Annotated in this window: 17 protein-coding genes; 12 read left to right on the forward strand and 5 right to left on the reverse strand. The window is 30.6% G+C overall.

Annotated elements, in window-relative coordinates; genetic code table 11:
* The first annotated feature begins 31 nt into the window (after positions 1 to 31).
* The 10 genes from RG22_RS02510 to RG22_RS02560 all read left to right on the forward strand — a co-directional run bounded on the left by RG22_RS02510 (position 32) and on the right by RG22_RS02560 (position 12,969).
* Positions 32 to 1,219, forward strand: a complete 1,188-nt coding sequence (locus RG22_RS02510) for a hypothetical protein (protein ID WP_034040588.1) — start codon at positions 32 to 34, stop codon at positions 1,217 to 1,219.
* 153 nt (positions 1,220 to 1,372) lie between these two features.
* Complete coding sequence (locus RG22_RS02515; RefSeq protein WP_034040589.1) at positions 1,373 to 1,969, forward strand: hypothetical protein; 597 nt, start codon at positions 1,373 to 1,375, stop codon at positions 1,967 to 1,969.
* Between the two features lie 607 nt (positions 1,970 to 2,576).
* Complete coding sequence (locus RG22_RS02525; RefSeq protein WP_034040591.1) at positions 2,577 to 3,512, forward strand: M28 family peptidase; 936 nt, start codon at positions 2,577 to 2,579, stop codon at positions 3,510 to 3,512.
* Between the two features lie 82 nt (positions 3,513 to 3,594).
* A complete protein-coding gene (locus tag RG22_RS02530; RefSeq protein ID WP_034040593.1) occupies positions 3,595 to 5,382 on the forward strand; it encodes an OstA-like protein in 1,788 nt (595 codons plus the stop codon).
* A 4-nt stretch (positions 5,383 to 5,386) separates the two neighbouring features.
* A complete protein-coding gene (locus tag RG22_RS02535; RefSeq protein ID WP_034040595.1) occupies positions 5,387 to 6,574 on the forward strand; it encodes an aspartate aminotransferase family protein in 1,188 nt (395 codons plus the stop codon).
* Positions 6,575 to 6,726: 152 nt separating this feature from the next.
* On the forward strand, positions 6,727 to 8,115 hold the full coding sequence (locus RG22_RS02540; protein ID WP_034040597.1) for a tetratricopeptide repeat protein: 1,389 nt from the start codon (positions 6,727 to 6,729) through the stop codon (positions 8,113 to 8,115).
* A 53-nt stretch (positions 8,116 to 8,168) separates the two neighbouring features.
* Positions 8,169 to 9,089 carry a polyprenyl-phosphate transporter gene (locus RG22_RS02545; protein ID WP_034040599.1) on the forward strand — a complete coding sequence of 307 codons (921 nt, stop codon included), beginning with the start codon at positions 8,169 to 8,171 and terminating at the stop codon, positions 9,087 to 9,089.
* Positions 9,089 to 10,105 (forward strand): DUF368 domain-containing protein, encoded by a 1,017-nt coding sequence (locus RG22_RS02550; RefSeq protein ID WP_034040601.1) that lies wholly within the window; start codon positions 9,089 to 9,091, stop codon positions 10,103 to 10,105. The genes RG22_RS02545 and RG22_RS02550 overlap by 1 nt, the downstream gene beginning before the upstream one ends.
* Positions 10,102 to 10,839 (forward strand): shikimate dehydrogenase family protein, encoded by a 738-nt coding sequence (locus RG22_RS02555; protein WP_034040602.1) that lies wholly within the window; start codon positions 10,102 to 10,104, stop codon positions 10,837 to 10,839. Before RG22_RS02550 ends, RG22_RS02555 begins: the two co-directional genes overlap by 4 nt.
* Positions 10,840 to 10,947: 108 nt before the next feature.
* Positions 10,948 to 12,969, forward strand: a complete 2,022-nt coding sequence (locus RG22_RS02560; RefSeq protein WP_034040604.1) for a DUF349 domain-containing protein — start codon at positions 10,948 to 10,950, stop codon at positions 12,967 to 12,969.
* A gap of 132 nt (positions 12,970 to 13,101) precedes the next feature.
* On the opposite strand, the gene RG22_RS02565 is transcribed toward RG22_RS02560, so the two are convergent.
* From RG22_RS02565 to mazG, 3 genes are all read right to left on the reverse strand, one after another.
* On the reverse strand, positions 13,102 to 13,293 hold the full coding sequence (locus RG22_RS02565) for a hypothetical protein (protein ID WP_034040606.1): 192 nt from the start codon (positions 13,291 to 13,293) through the stop codon (positions 13,102 to 13,104).
* A gap of 112 nt (positions 13,294 to 13,405) precedes the next feature.
* Complete coding sequence (locus RG22_RS02570; RefSeq protein WP_034040609.1) at positions 13,406 to 14,284, reverse strand: IS982 family transposase; 879 nt, start codon at positions 14,282 to 14,284, stop codon at positions 13,406 to 13,408.
* 396 nt (positions 14,285 to 14,680) lie between these two features.
* Positions 14,681 to 15,454 (reverse strand): nucleoside triphosphate pyrophosphohydrolase, encoded by a 774-nt coding sequence (mazG, locus tag RG22_RS02575; protein ID WP_034040611.1) that lies wholly within the window; start codon positions 15,452 to 15,454, stop codon positions 14,681 to 14,683.
* Between the two features lie 395 nt (positions 15,455 to 15,849).
* Here mazG and RG22_RS02580 point away from each other — a divergent pair, with 395 nt between their 5' ends.
* Complete coding sequence (locus RG22_RS02580) at positions 15,850 to 19,722, forward strand: T9SS type A sorting domain-containing protein (protein ID WP_034040613.1); 3,873 nt, start codon at positions 15,850 to 15,852, stop codon at positions 19,720 to 19,722.
* 426 nt (positions 19,723 to 20,148) lie between these two features.
* On the opposite strand, the gene RG22_RS02585 is transcribed toward RG22_RS02580, so the two are convergent.
* Entirely contained in the window at positions 20,149 to 22,416 is a 2,268-nt protein-coding gene (locus tag RG22_RS02585; protein WP_034040615.1) for an aconitate hydratase, read from the reverse strand.
* 293 nt (positions 22,417 to 22,709) lie between these two features.
* Here RG22_RS02585 and RG22_RS02590 point away from each other — a divergent pair, with 293 nt between their 5' ends.
* A complete protein-coding gene (locus RG22_RS02590) occupies positions 22,710 to 24,398 on the forward strand; it encodes a DUF8201 family protein (RefSeq protein ID WP_034040617.1) in 1,689 nt (562 codons plus the stop codon).
* Positions 24,399 to 24,404: 6 nt separating this feature from the next.
* Here the strand turns inward: RG22_RS02590 and RG22_RS02595 are convergent, their stop codons facing one another.
* Positions 24,405 to 25,358: an AAA family ATPase gene (locus RG22_RS02595; RefSeq protein WP_034040619.1), complete on the reverse strand. Its 954-nt coding sequence runs from the start codon at positions 25,356 to 25,358 to the stop codon at positions 24,405 to 24,407.
* Positions 25,359 to 25,360: the final 2 nt, after the last annotated feature.

Genomic DNA, 25,360 nt, shown 5'->3' on the forward strand with positions numbered 1-25,360 from the left:
GAACTCAGGTTATTAACAAAAATAAAATAACATGAAGCAAACATTTTTAAAAACAATTCTTTTACTATTCATTACCATAGTGTTTACAAACTGTGATAAAGAAGAGATAACTACAGAACAACAAAGCAATATTGAAACCGTAAGCATTACTGAAGCTCAAAATTTATTTAGTATTGACAATTTTTCAAAAAATTCAAAATCAAAAAAAGAACATTTTGCTATTCCAAATCTAGACTTTATTTCTCATGAAAAAATTATTGGCAGTGAAGAATTGCTTACTATAATTCCTGCGTATACAAAATACCAAAATGTTTATAGTCGAATTTTATTACTAAAAATAGATGGTTCTATCGAATCTGTAATTTTCAGCATGGTAAGAGATGAAAATTCAAGTACCAAACAATTCTCAGGAAAACTCTATATCACAGATTTAGATGGCAACTACATTAATGCCTTTAGAGTTGTTGATGATGTATTAGTATCAAGATTCCTAAAACCTACATCTACCGAATCAAAATCCTCAAAAAAATTATTTTCTAAAGACGGAGATGAAGAAGATTGTTGGGGTATTGCTTGTGGTATGGAAGGCGAAGAAGTAGTTATAACTGTAAATAAGAAGCCAACAACTATTAATTTCCCTCTTCAAATTATATATTACCAAGGCGGTGGTGGTATACCTACTGGTCTTTCTTGGTCAAGTGGAGGTGGTTCTGGTAGTACAGGTTGTTCTGAAGGCTATATTAAAGATGGTAATGGGAATTGTGTTTTAGATGATATACCTCCTAGTTGCAAAAGTTTTAAATTTGAGAAGGTTGGAGATAATTGGCAAGCATCTTTAGTACAAGGAATACAATTTGGTATAGCTACATATACAGTGAATCCTACGAATCTTACAATTTATAGGATTCGTGATTATATAAATTCTCCTGTTTTATTTGAAACTTGGATTAATGATAGGTTCGGTAATAAAGTGAGTTCAGGAACAGCTGCTGAAATTGCTGCAAATGCTTTAAATGAAGCAATAAAAACAACTGCTCATCATTTTAAAGATAAACATGGGTTTAGTGAAACTCAAATAAGATTATGGTTTGAAGATAAGCTAAAAAGTGAGTTTCAACAACAAACTGACGGTGGAAGAATAACTTTTAGAAATAATAGATATAACCAAACACCAACTGATTATAAAACGACCTTATTTGGATCTGATAATTGTAATTAAATCTATTTTCATTTTGAATAAAATTTGTTAATTCGAGTGAACTTTATAAATAAATGAAATTAATATCGTGAATTATTTTTTTAGCTTTTAAAATAGTTCTCGATACAATTACATCAAATAATTCAAAATGTACAACAAGTTAATTAAAAAACAATGAATATATCAGACGAAAATAAATTTTTAGATATTGTGTATAGATATTATCCTAGACAAATCGAATCAGGTTCACATCAATATCATTTCAGTCCTGAGTACATAAGATTAAAAAAGCTTATTGGGAATGCAACTAAAGAAAATCTAATCACTAAAAAATTAAAAAGATTTTTATTTGATTACATTAAAAAGAATAAAAATTTAAGTGTTCAAGATTATACATTATTTGTTAGTGAAGATAGATGTTATAACATTCAATTAATAAATGATAATTATGAAAAAAACATAATGCATTCAATATGCATAAATATAAGTTTATTGATACCATATTATACTATTCATGTTTTGGAAACAAAGCGCAGTGAAGATTATAAAAAAAGAATAAGTAACCCCAAAAGGAAAGTCGAATTAGAGGAAAAAAACTATAAAGAAATTATTCATAGCATTAAAGAATTCTTGAATACAAACCTTAATCTCACTCCGTTTCCACATAGGTTACTTTTTAAGATAATTCCAGATATAAGTTTTCAAAATTCAGGATTTAAAAAATTTAGCTTCTATAATGCTTTCTTTTTAGATGACTTTTATACTAGATAATTAAATTAAACATTATGAAAAAAACAATTGTAATATCATCAGTAATTTTTTTTTTAGGTGTAATATTAAAAGAAAAGGCATTAAACATTCATGTCTATGATACTTATTATATTATAAGTTATTTATATGTAAGTATTTTTATCATAATCTTTATTTTTCTTCTACACTTAATTTTTATGAGAACGAACAAAAAATGAAAGACAATATAATAGTTAAACTAACCTCAATCTCTATTCTCATCTTTATGTTAATAACAAAAAATGGAGAACATATATCTATTCCAATGTTTTTTGGGGCAATACTTTATCTAATCTACTTTTCTTTTAAAAACTTTGTACATACTATTATTCCGATACTTTCTTTTATTGGAGTTATAAGTTTACTAGCATTTGTTTTTACTAAGAGAGTTAAAAGCAATTATCTAGTTTATATAGGTTATTTTTTATCATATTTGATTATTATTTCATTATTAAATGATGAAAGAATTTATAAATATTACGAAAAGCAATGGTTCTTTTTTCTAACGACAGTAACCTATTTAATTTTATCTTTCATTGTGATGTATAAATTATATCGTTTAAAAAAATAAAGGTTTTATTCTAAATAAATGAAACACCTATTATTCATCGTATTGTTAATATTCTCAATCTGTGTTTATTCACAAAACAATCCTATAAATACCTTAGAACTTACAAACAAAAGCAGAATTAAAACCGATTTATTTAAAATAACCCAAACTCCAAAAAGTAGAAATTACCAAAATATAAAATCTCTCAATATTGTAGCAAATTACATAAAATCTGAACTAACCAAGGTTTGCGATTCCGTTATTTTCCAACCATACAAAGTAAACGGAGCCATTTATAAAAATGTTATTGGCTCCATTGGTATGGAGCACAAAAAGCGTATTATTATTGGGGCGCATTATGATGTATGTGGCAATCAACAAGGGGCAGATGATAATGCTAGTGGCGTTGTAGGATTACTTGAACTAGCACGCTTGCTTTCAAAAGAGCAATTAAAATACAGAATAGATTTTGTAGCCTACACCTTAGAAGAGCCTCCATTTTTTAGAACCAAACAAATGGGAAGCTATGTTCATGCCAACTATTTACACACAAACAACATTCCTGTAAAAGGTATGATTTGTATAGAAATGATTGGGTATTACAGTCAAAAAAAAGGATCTCAAAATTATCCAATACCAGAAATGACTATAGAATATGGTACTATTGCCGATTTTATTACTGTAGTGCAAAGTGAAAAAAGTGGTGCGTTTGGAAAACAAATTGAACTACTAATGAAAAAGCAACAAACTATTAAAACTAAATCTTTTCAAGGATCTAGTTTAGTAGCAGGTGTAGATTTCTCTGATCACTTAAACTATTGGAATTTTAATTACCCTGCTGTAATGATTACAAATACCGCTTTTTATAGAAATAAAAACTACCACACACAAAACGATACCATTGAGACTTTAGATATTGATAAAATGAGTGCCGTTATAGAGCAACTATTTCTAAGTATAAAAAAACTAAAATAATCATACTTTAAAATCATAAAAAAAACATAACAGATAATTAAACATTATTATTATCGTTATTTTTGCTACAAACAATTTTACTTTGAAACTAACACATTTTTTTTATATTCTGCTTTTTGTTTGCTTTGGTCAATCCCAGTTTTGTCAAGCTCAAAAAAAAATCAATATAGAATATACTGGGTTTTTAACTTTTGATGAAGAAAAATATCCTGGTGCTAAAGTTTTAACACGAGACGATTCACAGCAAGTACATATTATCCACGGCGGTATAAACATGTGGTGCGATCAAGCGATTCATTATGGTAATGAAGATTTTGTTGAAGCTTACGGAAACGTTATCGTAAAACAAGGCGACACGATTAATATGACATCTAAATATGTAGAATATAGCGGCAAAACACAATTAGCATTTGCTAGTGGTAATGTGATTTTAGAAAACCCCGATTCAAAAATCTCATCAGACACCTTATATTTTGACCGTATAAAACAACAAGCCTTTTATAGAAATGGTGGCAATGTAGCCATTGATTCATCTGGAACCATTACTAGTAAAATTGGGCTTTATTACATGGATGCTAAAAAATATCAGTTTGTGGAAGATGTAGTTTTAAAAAACGATAGTACTACAGTAAAATCAAACTATTTCGATTTTTATGACGAAACCAAACACGCTTATTTATTTGGACCTTCTACTATAACAACACCCGAAAGTGTAACCTATTGCGAAAAAGGCTTTTACGATACCGAAAATAAAATTGGATACGCCGTAAAAAAAGCCAAAATAGATTACGAAAATAGAACCGTAGAAGGCGATAGTTTATACTTTGATAACAACACCAGTTTCGCATCGGCAACTAACAATATTACCGTAACCGATACTTTAAATAAAAGCATTGTAAAAGGACATTATGCAGAAGTTTTTAAAGAAAAAGATTCGATGTTTATCACAAAACGGGCATTAGCGATTACGGTACAACAAAAAGATTCTATTTATATTCACGCCGATACGCTTATGGTTACAGGTAAACCAGAAAAAAGAATTACCAGAGCTTTTAGAAATGCACGCCTATTTAAAATAGATATGAGTGCTAAAGCAGATTCTATTCATACAAATCAAGAAAATGGTTTAACTCAACTTATAAACATCTCAAAATTTGATAGTAATGATGCTTTTTCTGTAAAACGAAAGCCTATTCTTTGGAATATTAATAACCAAATGACTGGTGATACTATTCATTTAAAATCGAACCCTGAAACCGAAAAATTAGATTCGCTTATTGTATTTAACAATGCTTTTTTAATTAGTAAAGACACAATAGGTACTGGTTACAATCAAATAAATGGCAAAACGTTAATTGGTTTATTTAATGAAAATAATGAGCTACATGTTGTAGATATTTTAAAAAACGCACAATCTATTTACTATTTTAGGAATGATGAAAATGAATTAGTAGGCATTGATAAGTCGAAATCTGGTAGTATTAAAATCTTTATAGAAGATAGAGATATTCAAGAGGTTAGAAAAATCAATCAAATAGATGGCGACATTTATCCAGAATCTAAATATCCAAAAAACGAAAAGCTTTTAAAAGGGTTTGATTGGAGAGAAGATGAGCGCCCTAAAAGTGTTGAAGATTTATTTAAAAACGACCCGCCATTAGTTTTACCAGTTATAAAAGGGCTTGAAGATTATATGCCTCAAGAAGATTTTTTTGATGAAGATTTAATGGCACGCATTAAAAAAGCAGACAGTGAAGCTAAACCAACCGAAGAAGGAAAACCTAAAGCTTCAAGGAATTTACCAAAAAACCTAAAGAAAAAAGACGAAAAGAAATTAATTTATCCTAAAAGTGTTATAAATCAACAATAAAAAAATGTTGGATGATTTCTTTAAATATCAAGCCCAAACTTCACCTCATCCATTAGCCATGGAAATTTCTCACGCTAACGGTTCATATATTTATGATACTAATAATAATGCATATCTCGATTTTGTTGCAGGTGTTTCGGCTTGTACACTTGGTCATAATCACCCAAGGGTAGTAAACGCTATAAAATCGCAATTAGATAAATATATGCATGTTATGGTTTATGGTGAGTACATTCAAAAACCAGCAGTTGAACTCACAAAATTATTAGCTGAACATCTACCTTTACCTTTAGAAAAAACCTATTTAACAAATTCTGGAACCGAAGCTATTGAGGGCGCTTTAAAATTAGCAAAACGAGCCACAGGACGAAGCGAAATAATTGCAGCAAATAAAGCGTATCATGGAAACACTATGGGTTCAATGAGTGTGATGGGTTTTGAAGAACGCAAGCAAGCATTCCGTCCATTATTACCAAACGTTCGTTTTATTGATTTTAATAAAGAGTCGTGTTTAAAGTACATAACTACTAAAACTGCTTGCGTGATTTTAGAAACTATCCAAGGTGGCGCGGGATTTATCGTTCCTTCAAATAATTACTTGCAAAAAGTACAAAAGCGATGTAATGAAGTTGGTGCTTTACTTATTTTAGATGAAATACAACCCGGAGTTGGCAGAACGGGTAAACTTTTTGGTTTTCAACATTACAACTGCATTCCAGATATTTTAGTTACGGGCAAAGGTTTAGGCGGAGGCATGCCTATTGGAGCGTTTACTGCTTCCAGTAAATTGATGGATTTATTAAGTGATAACCCAAAACTAGGACATATTACAACCTTTGGTGGTCACCCCATTATTGCAGCTTCAGCTTTGGCAACATTACAAGAAGTTACCAAAAGTCATTTAATGCAACAAACTTTAGAAAAAGAGCAACTTTTCAGAAAACTTTTAGTGCATCCATTAATTAAAGACATCCGTGGTAAGGGATTAATGCTTGCCATTATAACACCTTCTGATGCTATAACAAATGCACTAATTCTTAAGTGTCAAGATGCTGGTTTAATACTTTTTTGGTTGCTTTTTGAGTCTAAAGCTGTAAGAATTACACCCCCTCTTACCATTTCAAATGAAGAAATCACCAAGGGATGCAACATTATTATTGATATTTTGAATGTTTTACAACAAGAGATTTAACCTTCAAGCCTTTGAAAATCAAAACAAAGCAAAAATAAATTTACATTTACGGTACAACTGTTGATTACTTTGTTAAAAAGATTTAAGATATAAGTCTTTTAAATTAGAATAGAACCTTAATTTTATTAACGAAGTAACTTACAAATGTGCTTATGGAGTTTAGTCATAACGACAACAACAATTTGCCTCTTACAAAGTTTGAATCGATGTTAAAAACAAACCATGTTTTGTTTTTCGATTCAGAAGAATTTGAAAACATCATTCACCACTATCTTAATCAAGGCAAAATTGCTTTAGCAAAAAAAGCCATTAAATTAGGATTAGATCAGCACCCTACTTCTATTAATTTAAAGTTGTTTAAAGTAGAAATCTATGTTTTTGAAGATAAGCTACCCGATGCCGATGCCTTATTAAACGAACTTTATAATTTAGACCCGTTTAACGAAGAAATTTATATTCAGAAAGCCAATGTTTTATCAAAAAAAGATGAGCATTTAAAAGCTATTGAGGTTTTAAAAAAAGCATTAGAGCTTACCGACGATGTTGTAGATTTATATTCTTTAATAGGAATGGAATATCTCTTTTTAGATCAATTTGAAGACGCTAAGACCTTTTTTATGAAATGTTTAGAGCAAGATATAGATGACTACTCAGCACTTTACAACATTATTTACTGTTTTGAATTTCTTAATCAAAATGAAGATGCAATCTCATACTTAAACGTATTTTTAGATAAAAACCCTTACTGTGAAGTAGCATGGCATCAACTAGGGAAACAATATGTTATTTTAAAAAAATATAAAAAGGCATTAACAGCTTACGATTTTGCTATTATTTCTGATGATACTTTTGTTGGTGCATATTTAGAACGCGGAAAAGTTCTTGAAAAATTAAAGCGTTACGAAGATGCTATTGAAAATTATAATATTTCTCTTCAGCTAGACGAACCAACATCGTTTGCATTATTACGAATTGGCAATTGTTACGAAAAATTAAAAAATGATGATTTAGCGGTTCAATATTACTACAAAACTGTACACGAAGATCCGTTATTAGATAAAGGCTGGATAGCCATTACAAAGTTTTATAATAAAAAAAAGAATTACCAAAAGGCATTGTATTATATCAATAAAGCCATCAATATTGATACTGAAAACGTAGTTTATTGGAAATTGTATTCGCAAATTAATCAAAGATTAAATTTATATGAAGAAGCAGAACGTGGATACAAAAAAACTTTAGAATTAGGTAATTATGAATTGAACACTTGGTTATCTCGTGGCGATTTACTAATTAAATTAGGCGAAGTACAAGCTGCTGTTTATAATTTTGAACAAGCTATTGAGTTTTATCCGGAAAATGCTGAATTAGAATATAGATTAGCTGGACTCTACTTTTCGTTAAACGAAAATGATAAAGGTACATTTTATTTAAAAAATGGCTTAAAGCACAATGAAGAATATAATTTTATTCTTGAAGAACTTTTTCCTGAAGTTTCTAATAAAATCTTAGTAAAAAACTTACTAAAAACAAATCTTTAAACAAACGTTTAGCTAAAATGCATACCTTTGGTTTTCTCAAAAAATAACAAAGTATGCAAAGACGTTTTTCAGACTATTTAATCATTTCACTTAAAGGAGTTGCTATGGGTGCAGCAGATGCTGTTCCTGGAGTTTCAGGTGGCACCATTGCTTTTATTTCTGGTATTTATGAAGAGTTAATCTCTACTATTAGTAATGTTAATATTTCATTATTTAAAACCCTTTTTTCTAAAGGTATAAAAGCGTTTTGGCAACAAGCCAACGGTAACTTTTTAACAGCACTTTTACTGGGTATTATTGTAAGTTTCGTATCGTTTATGAGGCTTGCTAAATATTTATTAGAGCATCATCCTGTTTTAATATGGTCATTCTTTTTTGGTTTAATCGTAGCAAGCATCTATTTTGTTGGTAAACAAATAACTAAGTGGAACATTGCAGTAGTAATATGCTCTATTATTGGTGCAGGCATAGCTTTTTATATTACTACCCTACCCGCTCTGTCAAACAATGACAATCCGTGGTTTTTGTTTTTAGCAGGAGCAATTGCTATTTGTGCTATGATACTTCCAGGTATTTCGGGCTCTTTTATTTTAATAATTCTTGGTGCTTATAAAACATTAAGTGATGCACTACATGATTTTGATATAAAAAAAATAGTAATCTTTACAACTGGTGCTATAATAGGGTTATTAAGCTTTAGTCGTGTTTTAAAATGGCTATTTAAACATCATCACAATATAACATTAGCATTACTTACTGGGTTTATTTTTGGGTCTTTAAATAAAGTTTGGCCTTGGAAAAAAACTTTAACATGGCATACCAATTCAAAAGGAATCAAAACACCCTTATTAGAAGAAAGCATTTCTCCTTTTACTTTTGAAGGAGAAAGCCAAATCACAATGGCGATTATTTTAATGATTCTAGGTTTTTTAACTATTTTTATTCTTGAAAAACTAGGCTCGAAAAAACAATAATGCAAAGTACCAGAACTTTTACAGACAAACTATTTCTTATTCTTAAAGGATTAGGCATGGGAGCTGCAAACAAAGTTCCTGGAGTTTCTGGTGGTGTGGTAGCTTTTGTTGCTGGTTTTTACGAAGAATTTATTTACTCGCTACAAAAAGTAAATAGTAAAGCTTTTAAATTGCTTATTAATGGCAGGTTTAAAAGTTTTTATCAGTATATAAACGGTCGGTTTTTAGGGTTACTTTTCTTTGGAATGGTAGTTAGCTATTTTAGTGTTTCAAAAATTTTAGATTATTTAATAAAACATTACGAGCTATTTGTTTGGAGTGTTTTTTTTGGCATGATAATCGGATCTATTTATTACATCTATAAAGATTTTAAAGATTGGAATTACAAAACATATCTATCATTATTCATTGGCATTATAGTAGGTTTAAGCATTAGTTTTTTAAATCCTGCCAAAGAAAATGATAATCTTTGGTTTGTTTTTTTCTGCGGAATAATTAGTGTTTCCGGTATGACACTTCCTGGGTTTTCTGGTTCTTTTATTCTTATTCTTTTAGGAAATTATGTGTTGCTTTTAGTAGATTCTGTTAACGCTTTATACGATACAGTTTCAGATATTTTTAGTGGTAATTTTAATTTTATTGAAAACTCAGAGCGCATCAGGAAATTAAAAGTTTTGGTTGTTTTTACTTTAGGTTCTGTAACAGGCTTAGTTACGTTTTCACATCTATTAAGCTATATTTTAAAGCATTACAAAAGTATTACACTTTCTGCTATTATTGGTTTTATAGTTGGGTCCTTAGGTGTTGTTTGGCCCTGGAAAAAAACAATTTACCAAATAAATGATAATGGTAGTCTTATATTAGATTCTACTGGAGAAAAAATAATTGCTAATTACAAACGCTTTATGCCAGAGCTAAACTCAGAAACCTTTTATGCTGTTGCATTTATTGTTTTAGGTATCACTATAGTTTTAGCACTTGAAGTTTATGGCAAAAAAACTAGAAAAATCAAATGAACAAATTAGGCCTTTTAGGAAAAAACATATCGTATTCATTTTCAAAAGCATACTTTAAAAAAAAGTTTAAAGATGAAAATATTAACAATACAACCTATGAGAATTTTGATATTGATTCTATCGATTCTTTTCCTTCAATAATAAAAAACACAAAAGGCTTAAAAGGTTTAAATGTTACTATTCCGTATAAAGAACAAGTGCTACCTTTTTTGGATAAAATAAACAAAAAAGCCAAAGCTATTGGAGCAGTAAACACCATAAAAATCACAAAAAAAGGAAAACTTGTTGGTTATAACACAGATAGTTATGGTTTCAATAAATCATTAAAACCATTCTTAAAACCCCATCATAAAAAAGCTTTAATTTTGGGTACAGGCGGTGCAAGTAAAGCCATTGCCTATAGCTTAAAGGAGCTAAACATTGAGTATAGTTATGTATCAAGAACAGCTTCACAAGGTATTGATTATACATACCATTCGTTAACAGAAGATATTATAAAGCAGCATTTAATTATTATAAACTGTACGCCATTGGGCACATTTCCAAATGTAAACGATTGTCCAAATTTACCTTATAAAGCTATTAGCAATACTCATATTTTATTCGATTTAATATATAATCCTGAAGAAACCAAATTTCTTAATTACGGAAAAACTAATGGTGCTACCATAATTAATGGGTTAGATATGTTAAAATTTCAAGCTAAAAAAGCGTGGTCAATTTGGGATTTGTAATAAAAATTCTACTCAAAGTATTAAAAGCAGTACTTCCACTTTGTAAATACTAGAGTTGTTACTATCTTTAAACTTTAAAGTATTAAACGAACCTAAACATTTTTTAAAATGTCTGAGATAGATAACCTGCAAAAAGCAGACGGAATAGAAGAAAACAAACAACCCATTAATAATGATGATATTACTCAAAACACATCATCAGAACTTAATGAAGAACCTGCTTTAGAGGCGACAAAAAGAAATGACGATGGTGAAGCTTCATCTCAAATTGTTGATGCTGTAAAAGAAGACAATTCTAAAGATACAGAGGAAGAAAAGGGGTCTGATGAGAAAGCAGATGTTATTGATGAAATTGAAGAATCTAATGCTGAAGATGCTGAAGATGAAGGCAACAAAGAACGACATACTATTGAAGTAAAAGAATACGATAAAATGTCGTTAGAATCTTTAGCTATTGAGTTAGAAAAACTAATAAAAAATGAAAAGATTCAAGCCATAAAATCTCATGTAAATGAGATAAATAATGAGTTTAAAACTAAGTTTCAAGCCTTATTAGACGAGAAAAAAACAGAGTTTTTAAATGATGGTGGCAACGAAATAGATTTTTATTACTCCTCGCCTATTCAAAAACGATTCAAAGAAACTTATAAAGAATATAGAAATAAACTAAACGATCATTATAAAAGTTTAGAGAAAAACTTGAAGCAAAATTTAGCCGATAAGCTCGAGATTATTGAAGAATTAAAAGGCTTGCTTAATCTTGAAGAAAATATAAATACCACATATAAACACTTTAAAGAGCTACAAGAACGTTGGCGAAATACAGGCCCAATTCCTAGAGACAAATACAATAACGCTTGGAATTCTTACCACCATCATGTAGAAATGTTTTACGACTTTTTACATTTGAATAGAGATTTACGCGATTTAGACTTTAAACACAATTTAGATAAAAAATTAAAAATTATTGAGCGTGCTGAAGAGTTAGCACAAGATGATAATGTAATGCGTTCTTTTAGAGAGTTGCAAGAGCTTCATAAAATGTGGAAAGAAGAGCTTGGTCCTGTGGGGAGAGAACACAGAGAAGAAATCTGGGAGCGTTTTAAAGCGGCAACAAAAATAATTAACGACAAACGACAAGATTACTACAAAGAAATAGACAAGGTTTATGAAAAAAATCTTGAAAACAAACTTGATATTATTGCTAAAATAGAGGTTATTAACACTCAAGAAAGTGGTTCTCATAGTTCATGGCAAAAAAAAATAAAAGAAGTTGAAGCACTTCGCAACGATTTCTTTAATGCTGGTAAAGTACCTATAAAAGTTAACGAAGCGACTTGGGCAAAATTTAAAGATGCTGTAAGAACATTTAACAAAAATAAAAATGCTTTTTATAAAGGTTTAAAGAAAGAACAATTTGATAATCTTCAAAAAAAACTTGAACTCATTAAAATTGCTGAAGACAACAAAAACAGTGAAGACGTTGAAGTAACTACAGCGTTAATGAAAAAAATTCAAAGCGATTGGAAAAAAATTGGTCATGTGCCGCGTAAAGACAGTGATAAAATATGGAAACAATTTAAAGCGGCCTGTAATCATTATTTTGACAAACTACATTCTAAAAGAAATGCTGCAAGTCAAGAACAAGTTGATGCCTACAACAAAAAACAAGAGCTTTTAAATACGTTGAAAGATTTAAGTTTAACTGGAGATAAAAATAAAGATTTATCAACCATAAAAACGCAAATTGATATATGGAAAAGTATTGGTAGAGTACCAAACGATAAACGTTATATTGAAGGCAAGTTTAATAAATCGTTAGATAATTTGTTTTCTAACTTGAAAATGGAGAAGAATGAAATTGAAATGATTAAGTATGAAAACAAATTAGACAATTTAAGTAGTAGTGATAACAACAATAAAAACCTTGATAATGAACGCGTTTTTATTAGAAAGAAAATAGACGAGGTTAAAGGTCAAATTAATCAATTAGAAAATAATTTGCAATTTTTCACTAATGTTGATGATGATAATCCGTTAGTAAAAGAAGTCCATAACAATATTAAAGCACATAAACAAGCTTTAAAACTTTGGAAAACAAAACTTAGTAAAGTTAAAGAGCTTTATTAAAAGTTTTGTTGTCTGTTTAAAACAAAAAGCCTCATAATGTATTTATTATGAGGCTTTTTGTTTTTTATATGTACTCAGTTTTGCAGCAACAATTACTAGTACTTCCACTTAAAATATTTTTATTAATTTGAACTAAACAAATAGCATACAATCTTTACAATCTTTAACCTCGCCGTAATACGTTTCGCGGTATTTATGAAGCGTTTTTATTGGTAAACCAAATAAATATTTTTTTATGTAAGTTACCTTAGCAGTTAGTTCTCCCATTTTAACTGTATGACGTTTTTCGTATATTGTTTTTCTTTTTACTTGTAAAATTTTCATTTATTTTAGTTTTTAAAATTGATTTTTGCTCTAATTGTATTTCTATATGTCTTGATTTAAAGCCATGTCTTTAATGGTCATTAAATCATATTATAGTAACCCGTTGTGCATTTTAAATAATGCTGATTTTTATATTGTTTATTTTTCTATCAAAGACAAATTTGTTAATGTATTGAATTACAGTTAGCGAAGTTGTTTTAGATATTATTCTGGTCTTAAAGCCTTCAAAAGACTTAGCGTAGTTGCGTCTTATCATGAATTGGTCACACAGTTGAGAAAATAAAGTTTCTATCCTCTTTCTCGATTTTCTAAAAATGTACGGTTGTTTTTTGTAATTGTTTTGATTATTTCTCATCGGTGTATTTAGCTTTATGTTACAAGTATCAAACAAGTTAAGTTGAATTTCTGCGGATAAATAACCTCTATCACCAATTAAAGTGCAATTGCTAATTTGTGCTTTAATATCTTTAAGATAATTCACATCATGAACAGATGCCGGACTCAAATCTATACTCTGAAAAATACCGCTAACAGAACAAATAGCATGTAATTTATACCCATAATAATTAGCACTTTGAGAAGCACAATAACCTTTGTCTGGAAAGACATAAGTAGCTTCTTTACATATTCTTGAACGAGAACTTCTTGATAGCTTACAAACCTCTAAAGGCATACTATCTACAATGAAATAGTCTTCAAATTCATTAAAATGAGTAGCCAATTTTAAACGTATTGCATCAATATGATTTGCTAACTTTCTTCTTCTACGATTATAAACACTGCGGTTAATTTTTGATGAAATGACATCAGGAAGTTGTCTAAATAGGTTACTCTCACTATCTATACCCATATATTCTGATGTAAGGCTTAGGCTTACCAACTCCAAATCACTCAGTTTGGGTTGTCGTCTTTGATAAGCTAAAAGCTGCTCTTTTGATATTTTTCTTAATACTTCCAATATTCTTTCGTAATTTGCATTTAAGTTGTTCATAATTAATGTTTTATCGCTAAAACAAGTTACTGATTATCAGTAAGATGGACAACTTTTTTCTTTTAAATCATAATGCACAACGGGTTATAGTAATATTTATCTATAATTAGATATAGATAAAATTGAAAAAAACAATTATGCGTGATTGATTAAATACTTAAATAGTATAAGTAAATAATAAAATTAAGACACAGAAAGTATTGTGTTAAAAGTGCTTTAGAGCTATAAAGCTGGAGGGATAAATTTATCCGATTGGTTTCTAAAAACTAGAAAATTAAAGTTGAAGATTCTGTTATTTCGCTTTTCATGAATTCCTTTTCCCATGCTGCAAATGTACAAAAACAAAGCCCAAACAGCAAATTAACTGTGTTAAGATAAATACAAAACAAAAAGCTTTTACAATTTTTTAGCTTCCTCCCAAAATACATCCATTTCGGCAAGTGTCATGTCTTTAAGTGGTTTGTTTAAACTTTTAGCTTTACTTTCTAAATACTGGAAACGTTTAGAGAATTTTTTATTGGTACGTTCCAAAGCATTTTCAGGGTTAATGTTTAGAAAGCGAGCGTAGTTTACCATTGAGAATATAACGTCTCCAAATTCACTTTCCATGTTGTCTTGATTGCCCAATTGTACTTCCGCTTTAAATTCGTTTAGCTCCTCCTCTACTTTTTCCCAAACTTGGTTTGGTTCTTCCCAATCAAAACCAACGCCTGCTACTTTTTCTTGAATTCTATTCGCTTTTACTAAAGCTGGTAAACTTTTTGGAACGCCTTCTAAAACACTGGTTTTGCCTTCTTTAAGTTTTAGGTTTTCCCAGTTTCGTTTTACATCGTCTTCATTTTCAACTTTTACGTCGCTGTAAATGTGCGGGTGTCTGCTTATTAGTTTTTCGCAAATGCTGTTGCATACATCGGCAATATCAAAATCTTTGGTTTCACTTCCTATTTTAGCGTAAAATACAATGTGCAATAACACATCGCCTAACTCTTTTTTAACTTCTTCTAAATCTTTATCTAGAATGGCATCTCCAAGTTCGTAAGTTTCTTCTATGGTTAAGTAGCGTAAGGTTTCCATAGTTTGCTTTTTATCCCATGGACATTGCTCTCGTAACTCGTCCATTATAGTTAGTAGTCTATCGAAAGCTTTAAGTTGGTCTTGTCTGGAGTTCATTTTGAAGTTTTTTCAAAAATACGATTTTGATGTTTTGGATTGGAAGGAATTTGGTTAATAATTAGTGATAGCTATTTTGATCATCGTTTGACTTTATAAGAAAAAAAACGACAAATTCGTTTAGAATCTATTATGTATCATTGAAACGACACATATTCGTAAAAACTTTATTTAGTAGTAAACGCAGAGAAGAACAAATCTGAATTGAAATACTTTTCAGTTTAGAATAAAAAGGTTGAAAAGTTGATGCGAAAATCAAAACAACGATATAATGATACAAAATAACAGATATTTTAGCACTAAATTTAAAAGAATCATTTTCTTTACTAAATCAGATTTTTCTCCTTGTAAAATCCTCAATCTTAAATAACATACTAGATTCAATAAAAGCTGATATGACAAAAAAACTATTAATATTTATTACTCTAAGCCTCATAGGTTTTACAGGAAATACTCAATGCCTTAAGCCATACCAAATAGATACAAATAATAAAACCACCAATTCTATAACATTAACTTGGAATTCAGGAAACAATTCATTGACAGGTAATTTTGAAATAGAGTATGGCCTTAAAAACTTCAGCTTTGGAACTGGAACTAAAATTTCTAGCTCATTTACAGCTATCCAAATCAACAACTTAAACTCTAATACACAGTATGATTTCTACGTAACTAACAATTGTGGAAGCACTCCAACTACATCTGATGTTTATCAAAACGTTACAAGTGCAGATTACTGTAATGGAGATTTGTTTTTTGATCCTGGTTTTGAAGAAAATTACGTAGGAACTTACTATGAATCATACAATTTAAGACCAAACTCTTCAGACAAAAGAATAAGTTTAGATTTTGAATTATTTGAATTATCACCCGATGCTACATTAAAAATCTGGGAAGGTAGTTACGCTCTTGGAGACCCTATAGTAGTTTACGACAATAACACCCTGCCATCAGAACCAATCATTTCAAGGGTAGCCAATGGAGAACTGTATATTGTGTTTGAATCAAACAATTCACAAAATAATGCTCCAGGCTGGATAGGAAATGTTAGCTGTATTGACAAACCACAATGCAATTCACCTAGGTTTATTTCTCCAACAAATATTACCTATAATTCAATCACTCTAAGTTGGGTAAAAAGCACAACAAACCGTACATATATTGAATATGGTCTTAAAAATTTTGAAATAGGCACTGGTGAAAAAGTTGAAACTTATACAAATACAATAACAATATCATCGTTAAGTGAGTTGACAGAATATGATTTCTACTTAACTGAAGAATGTGACGACTCAAGCTTAAGTGATACAAAAAAAGCAACTTCTATTTCTACAAAACCTTTTTGTGAATCAACTATTTCTTTTAGAAGACTTGACTCTTACAAATTAAATCAAATAGAGTTAACTGGGGTAAATATTGACCTTGACCTTAATGAAGAGTGGCAGCTAGAATATGGATTAAAAGGCTTTACACTTGGTGAAGGTACGACAGAAAATTATTCTTCAAATGATGTTATTGTTGAGAACTTACAAAGCGATACTGAATATGATTTTTATTTAAGAAATAAGTGTGGTGAACGTTTTAGTACCCCAATAGGGCCATTCTCAGAAAAAACAAATATTGATTATTGTTTTGAAGGTAAAATATATGACAGAGGAGGAAGAGATAAGGTTTATACTGACTACCAATATACAAGGGATTTTTATATACACCTAAGAGACAATAAAAGAGCTCGAATAAAAGTAAACTCTGTAAGACTAGGTAGTTATGAGGAAATTAAAATATATGATGGTCCTGATTCAAATAGTCCTTTACTCAAACATTTACACCGTAATTCACCCTCAAGTGAGTTTGTTTCTTCAGGAAACAGTAATGTCATTTTCTTTGATATTATTAATAATTATTATAACTACTCTGATATAAAATGGGACATAGATATTACTTGTGAGGCAACTCCTAATTGTGAAGAAGCTACAAATTTTCAAGTTAATAACTTTAAATTGAGCCATAATCAATGTGAGTTGAATTGGACTAAAACCTCTAATTTAAATGATAGTTACAGTATAGAGTACGGATTAGAAGGATTTGAAAGAGGAACAGGGACCATCGTACAAACAAATGAGGATTTTATCACTCTCGATAATCTAAATAAATCAACTTCATACCAAGCTTATGTTACTACTGTATGTGCAGAAGGAGGTCAAGATAATATCTATGTTGAACCACTAACTTTTAAAACGACTCCTAATTTTTTTGGAGGCGATAAGTTTACTGATGACGGGGGAATCGACAATAATATTCCTGAAAATCAAACAAAAATAACAACAATATATCCTAAAGCTCAAGGAGAAAGAATTCGTGTCAATTTTGATTATATTGATTTAATGCGAATTTACAACAATAATGCCTTGAAATTATATAGTGGTACTGACACAAATTCCGGGCTAATTGTAGAGCTAAGAAATGCCAATGATCTTGAAAACAAAGGAGTATCATTCTATTCTCATGATCCTAATGGGGCTATTACGGTTGAATTTACAAGTAGTACAAATCCGTGGTATCATGATTATTATTCAAGGGGATGGGAAGCGGATGTAATCAGCGAGCTGATCCCTGATTGCAGTGAGCCTTTCAATATATCAACAACCAACTTTACGCATCAAGAGATAAGCTTAGCTTGGGAGGCTGAAACTGATGTGTCTGAATGGAAAATTGAATATGGGCTTGCAGGGTTTAATAGAGGTAACGGTATAATAAAAAACACTTTGGACAAAAATATCAGTATCATAGGCTTATCTCCTGACACAGAATACGATTTCTACATCTCTTCAAAATGTGATAACGGCAACTTCAATGATTATGCTCCTGCCTATAAAGACAAAACAAGGAAAGACTTTTCAAACGGTGTCTTATTGACTTCTAATGATGATATAGAGATACTATATCCAGACAATATTGGGGAAAGAATTAGAATTGAATTTACTTATTTTAATATTAAACCATATTTAAATCAGAGCACTGTCAGAAGTGAAGTAGTTATTAATTTCTTAAACGAGCAAAATGGATACAACTATTATAGTTGCTATGCTTTTAGGCACGATTCTAATTTGTATCCCGTAGTCTCTGAAAAAGAAGACGGCTCTTTATCCTATTTTCAAAAAATTGATGGTACTTCGTATTGGGAAGCAAAAGTATATAGTGAACCAAAACCTACCTGTGGGACAACCAACGAAAAAGACTTTTTGTTTCAACGATTAAGCCATAATGAAGTGGAGCTGGTTTGGGCAAAAAATGACGATAACATACTTTATAAAGTTGAATATGGACCTGTTGGTTTTTTATTAGGAACGGGGTTCACAAAAGAATTTGATAACACCAGACAATTTTTAGAGGAAGACCTGCGCAGGCCTTATCATACTTATAAGACTGAGAAAGACAGATTTGATGAAAATTTAATTTACTATTCTATTATACTCGATGATTTGGAAGAAAATACAGAATACGAATTCTATATTACAACAATGTGCCCCGATGGATTTATCAATACTTATCCAGTACCAAAACTCATTAAAACAACTAAAAATTTGCTTAATGAAGGAATTTACCATGCGAATTCCTCTGGACAAATGAGACAAAGGAAAGCTTGGACTATATTGGGTCAACTTGAAAACACCGCCATTTGTCCAAATTCCGACACCGAAAGAATAGTGGCAACAGTAAAGAGGTTGGACATCCCTCAATATACTGGCGGGGATCCCTTTACTGTTATTGACGGGAATAATACCAGAGCATCCAATAGTGTGCTTTTTTCTACATTTTCAGAAATACCTTTTATTAAACCTGAGACTGTTTTAAAGGCCGATAATGAGAGTGGTTGTTTAACTTTCAATTTCTCTCATGCTAATAGCACCTCTTTTGCTTATCTCCCAGAAACAATAGAAGATTGGAATTCCACAAGTACTTGGAGAGGCTGGATTGTTGAAATTAGCTCAGAACCAAAAAACAGCTTGAATGTAAAGGATATAGATGATACTAAGAATATTCAGATATATCCTAACCCTTCTGAGGATTATTTCTTTATAAAAAGTAATTTAGATTTAAAAATTAAAGAAATTATCATCAATGATATTACAGGTAGAAGTGTGAAAAAATATTTCAATACTAATTTTAATCAGAAACTATATTTTGACTTACCTTCTGGAACTTATTTTGTGAACATAAAAACCGAAAATAAAAATACAAGTGTTAAAAAAATTATTGTGAAGTAATTATATAATATGAAGAAGTAAAATTATCCTAATTTTTAGATCTCTTGTAGCAAAATATATAAAACTGTAGAAAAAAGCACCGAGAAAAATAAACTGAACGATTTCCTTCTATCAGAACCCTAGAAAATATAAAAGTTAGTTTGTAAAATTAGAAAAAATACTGAACCTCTTAAAAATAAATCTAGCAGATACGTGCATTAGGTATTACAGAGGAAAGCCCACAGTGAGTCTTGATAGCTATCGGGACGAAGCGAGGACTTGTAACGTAAAGCCCAACCTAGGCCCGGAACTAAATTCAGGGTATAGGTAACGCCCAACTTCTCGATAAGATTCCGATTAAAAATCGAAATCACTCGAAGTGACATTATTTTAAACTAAAAAATCCAGCCTTTACAGACTGGATTTTTAAATGTATGTGCTTGTAATTTAAGCGTTTTGCTTTTTAATTAAATTAAGTGCAGATCCCTCGTTATACCATTCGATTTGCGACTCGTTGTAAGTATGATTCAATTTGATAAGATCTTTAGATCCATCTTCATGAACAGCTTCTAGCGTTAATTGTTTTCCTGGAGCGAATGCGTTTAAATCGATAAAGTTAAATGTATCGTTCTCTTGGATTAAATCGTAATCGCTCTCGTTAGCAAAGGTTAAACCTAACATTCCTTGTTTTTTAAGGTTTGTTTCGTGGATACGTGCAAACGATTTTACGATAACCGCAGCTACACCCAAATGACGTGGTTGCATTGCAGCGTGCTCTCTAGATGAGCCTTCACCATAGTTATGATCGCCAACTACAATGGTTTTAATACCAGCAGCTTTATATGCTCTTGCCGTATCTGGAACACCTCCGTATTCTCCCGTTAATTGATTTTTAACAAAATTGGTTTTCTTACCAAAGGCATTTACTGCACCTATTAAAGTGTTGTTTGCAATATTATCTAAATGCCCTCTAAAACGTAACCATGGACCTGCCATAGAAATATGATCGGTAGTACATTTTCCGAATGCTTTTATTAAAAGTTTAGCACCTGTAATTGAATTCCCAATTGGTGTGAACGGTTCTAATAATTGTAAACGTTCTGAATCGTCTTTTACTGAAACTTGCACATGGCTACCATCAGCTTCTGGGGCTAAATAGCCATTATCATCTACAGCGAAACCTTTTGGTGGTAACTCCCATCCTGTTGGCTCATCGAACATCACTTCTTGTCCGTTTTCATTAATTAACTTATCTGTTAACGGATTGAAATCTAAACGTCCAGCAACTGCTATAGCTGCTGTTAATTCTGGTGATGCTACAAAGGCATGAGTGTTTGGGTTTCCGTCGGCTCGCTTAGCAAAGTTTCTATTAAAAGAATGTACGATGCTGTTTTTTGGTGCGTTCTTAGGGTCTGAATATCTTGCCCATTGTCCAATACATGGACCACAAGCATTGGTGAATATTTTAGCGTCTAGGTTTTCGAAAATTCCAAGAATACCATCGCGTTCTGCTGTAAAGCGTACTTGCTCTGAACCTGGGTTGATACCTAATTCGGCTTTCATTTTTAAACCTTTATCTAAAGCTTGTTGTGCGATAGATGATGCTCTTGATAAATCCTCATAAGATGAGTTTGTACAAGAACCTATTAATCCCCACTCTACTTTTAAAGGCCACTCGTTTGCAGTCGCTTTTTCAGTCATTGCTTTACCAACTGTTGTTGATAAATCTGGAGTGAAAGGGCCATTTAATAATGGACCTAATTCTGATAAATTGATTTCTATAACTTGATCGAAATATTGTTCTGGATTTGCATAAACTTCTGCATCAGCAGTTAAGTGTTGTTTTACAGTGTTTGCAGCATCAGCAACATCTGCTCTATCAGTAGCTCGTAAATAACGTTCCATAGACTCATCGTATCCAAAAGTAGAAGTCGTTGCTCCTATTTCAGCTCCCATGTTACAAATAGTTCCTTTTCCTGTACACGACATTGAAGTTGCTCCAGGTCCGAAATATTCAACGATAGCTCCTGTACCTCCTTTAACAGTAAGAATTTCTGCTACTTTTAAAATGACATCTTTTGGTGCAGTCCATCCTGAAAGTTTACCAGTTAATTTAACACCTATTAATTTTGGAAATTTAAGCTCCCAAGCCATACCAGCCATAACATCAACAGCATCTGCGCCACCAACACCAATAGCAACCATACCTAATCCCCCTGCATTTACAGTATGCGAATCGGTACCAATCATCATTCCTCCTGGGAATGCATAATTTTCTAATACTACTTGGTGAATAATACCTGCTCCTGGTTTCCAGAAACCTATACCGTATTTATTTGACACTGATTCTAAGAAATTAAAAACCTCACTACTTACATTGTTAGCGTGTTTTAAATCTGTTGCAGCGCCTTCTTTTGCTTGGATTAAGTGATCGCAATGTACCGTTGTTGGTACAGCAACTTTAGTTTTTCCTGCTTGCATAAACTGCAATAATGCCATTTGTGCTGTAGCATCTTGACATGCAATTCTATCTGGTGCAAAATCGACATAATCCTTTCCTCTTGCAAAGGCTTTAGTAGGATTACCATCCCATAGATGAGAATACAATATCTTTTCAGATAGCGTTAATGGTTTACCCACAATCTCGCGAGCTTTATCTACTCGTTCTGCCATTTTGGTGTAAACACCTTTTATCATATCGATGTCAAATGCCATATTTTATTTATTTTAATTTGTTCAGTTTTTCAAAGTCTTGCAAAAATACAAATAATAGAATGCATTAAAAAATTCTAATCAAATCTATTATAATTTTAAATAATTCGCAATTTAAATAATACTACTATTGCTTAAAATAAGGATTCATCAAAATAACTATATTAAAACTTTTAAATTAACAAAAAAAGAAGCCTGATATATTCATTTTTGCTTCATTGAAAAAAGTAATATGAGAATAACAATACTCTATTTATATATTTAATAATCTTAAGTTTGCAACAAACGATAACTATATGCTACTCATTTTTTTAAGTTGGATTTATATTTTTATCACAGCTAAAAACTTTGGAATCTTATTTACAAAAATTTTAGGTATTAAGACTTGCAATGTTATTATTCTTCAAGTATTAGGACTTTTCTTTTATGCTATAATTACAAGTTTTTCTGCCTTTTTTATTAGAATACATATTGAATATTATCTATTTATTCTATGTATAAATATTTTACTTACCTATAGATATCGAAGTATTATTAAAGATTATTTTAATTCTACCCTTCTATTATTTAAAAAATTAAAACTTCAATATAAAATTCTTTATTTATTTCTGTTCATTATCATATTAGCACAAAGCAGTACTAAACCATATCTTATTGATAATGAAACGTATTACATCCAAACTATAAAATGGCTTAACGAATATGGATATGTAAAGGGGTTGGCAAATGTACACATGTTTTTTGGTCAGAATTCGTCGTGGCACATTATACAAGCTGGTTTTAATTTTCCTTTTTTATCAGGTTTTTATAATGATTTAAATGGTTTTTTATTTGTAATATTTAGCTTTTTTGCTGTTGAAAAGTTAAATGACTACAACAATGGAGAAAACATTCAAAGTTTTAGTTTAGGACTAGTACTTTTATTTTCTCTCTTTTTAATGCAGTTTGTTAATGCACCATCTCCAGATTTAATTATTTTTTTAATAACGCCATATATACTTTATCTATTTATTACAGAATACAAAAACATAGTAATAAACGACTTTAAAATTATTTTAAGTTTAGTGCTCTTTTTATGTTTTGTTAAAGTGACTATGGCTCTTTTATCAATTTTAGTTATAATTCTTTTCTTAAAGAATTATAAAACTTTAAAAAGAGGAATATGGCAATATTCATTTTTAAGCATACTTGTTTTTGGTTTATTCATTGTGAAAAATATAATTATTTCTGGATATTTATTATATCCACTAACTCAATTTGATATTTTAAATTTTGAATGGAAGCAACCAAAAGCTCTTATTGAATTCTATAAAAATGGCACATATTTAGCAGGTATGAATAATGTAGATGTATCTTCTTTTAGCTTTTTAGAAAAAATAGCACATTGGTTAAATATACCAAAGTTACATGGTGTATTTAATAAAACATACATTTTATTAATACTTGTATTTCCTTGGGTTATTTATAAAAGCAAACACAAACACAGCTTATTTACAATCTATATTTTGGCAATCTTACAACTTGTTATATTATGGTTTACATCGCCTCAGTACAGGTTCTTTTTTGTGTTTGTTTCATTTTTAGCTATTCAATTATTTGTTACTATTATAAAAAACAAGAAAGTTGGATTGTATTTAGTGACTCTATCTATTATTCTAAGTGCTATTCCTATTTTTATAACTATAAATTTGAACACGTTTACAAGTAATGACTTTGCGATGGAATTGAATACATTCCGATTGAGAAACATTATTATTCCAGAAAAGAATACTAAAACTGAAACCAAATTTACTAAGCATAATATTGATGGTTTTGAATTTAACTCACCAAGTGAAGATACCTTTTTTTGGGCTACTGGAAATGGCGAATTACCTTGTGTAAACAAGAAACAGATAGACTATATAAGATATTATTATAATTATATTCCGCAAATGCGAACCGATAATTTAAAAGATGGATTTAAATCTTATTTAATTGAAAAATAACTAGTATTAAAAAAGACTTTCAATAATCTGATCTTCAGTAACACCTTCAGCTTCAGCTTTGTAATTTTTAATAATACGATGCCTTAAAATACTATTAGCTACTGCTTGAACATTCTCAATATCTGGAGAAAACTTACCAAGAATTGCAGCATGTGTTTTAGCCGCTAAAATTAGATTTTGCGAGGCTCTTGGTCCTGCTCCCCAATCTATGTATGTTTTAACTAAGTCGTTTGCTGCATCTGTATTTGGTCTTGTTTTACCAACCATAGTTACGGCATATTCAACAACATTATCGGCAACAGGCATACGTCGAATAAGCTGTTGAAAATCTATAATTTGCTGTGCAGAAAACAGAGCATTTACTTCAACTTGCTTGTCGGTAGTCGTTGTTTTTACTACTTGAACTTCCTCCTCAAAAGATGGATACCCCAAGTTAATAGCAAACATAAAACGGTCTAATTGTGCCTCTGGTAACGGATACGTCCCTTCTTGCTCAATAGGGTTTTGTGTGGCTAAAACAAAATACGGTAAACTTAATTTATAATGATGTCCAGCTACTGTCACCGCACGTTCTTGCATCGCTTCTAATAAAGCTGCTTGGGTTTTTGGTGGTGTTCTGTTAATCTCGTCTGCTAAAATTATATTTGCAAAAATAGGGCCTTTTATAAATTTAAAATGTCGGTCTTCATCTAAGATTTCGCTACCAAGAATATCACTTGGCATTAAATCTGGAGTAAATTGAATACGCTTAAAATCGAGACCTAAGGCTTGTGCAATGGTATTTACCATTAATGTTTTTGCTAAACCCGGAACACCAATAAGTAAGGAGTGACCGCCAGAAAAAATAGAAATTAAAATTTGATTTACAACCTCATCTTGACCAACAATAACTTTGGCTATTTCGGTTTTTAAATCTTTATATCGCTTTACAAATTGTTCTACGGCAGCTACATCCGACATAT

Origin of the sequence: Wocania ichthyoenteri Th78 (assembly GCF_000789235.1) — a bacterium.
Classification (GTDB): domain Bacteria; phylum Bacteroidota; class Bacteroidia; order Flavobacteriales; family Flavobacteriaceae; genus Wocania_A; species Wocania_A ichthyoenteri.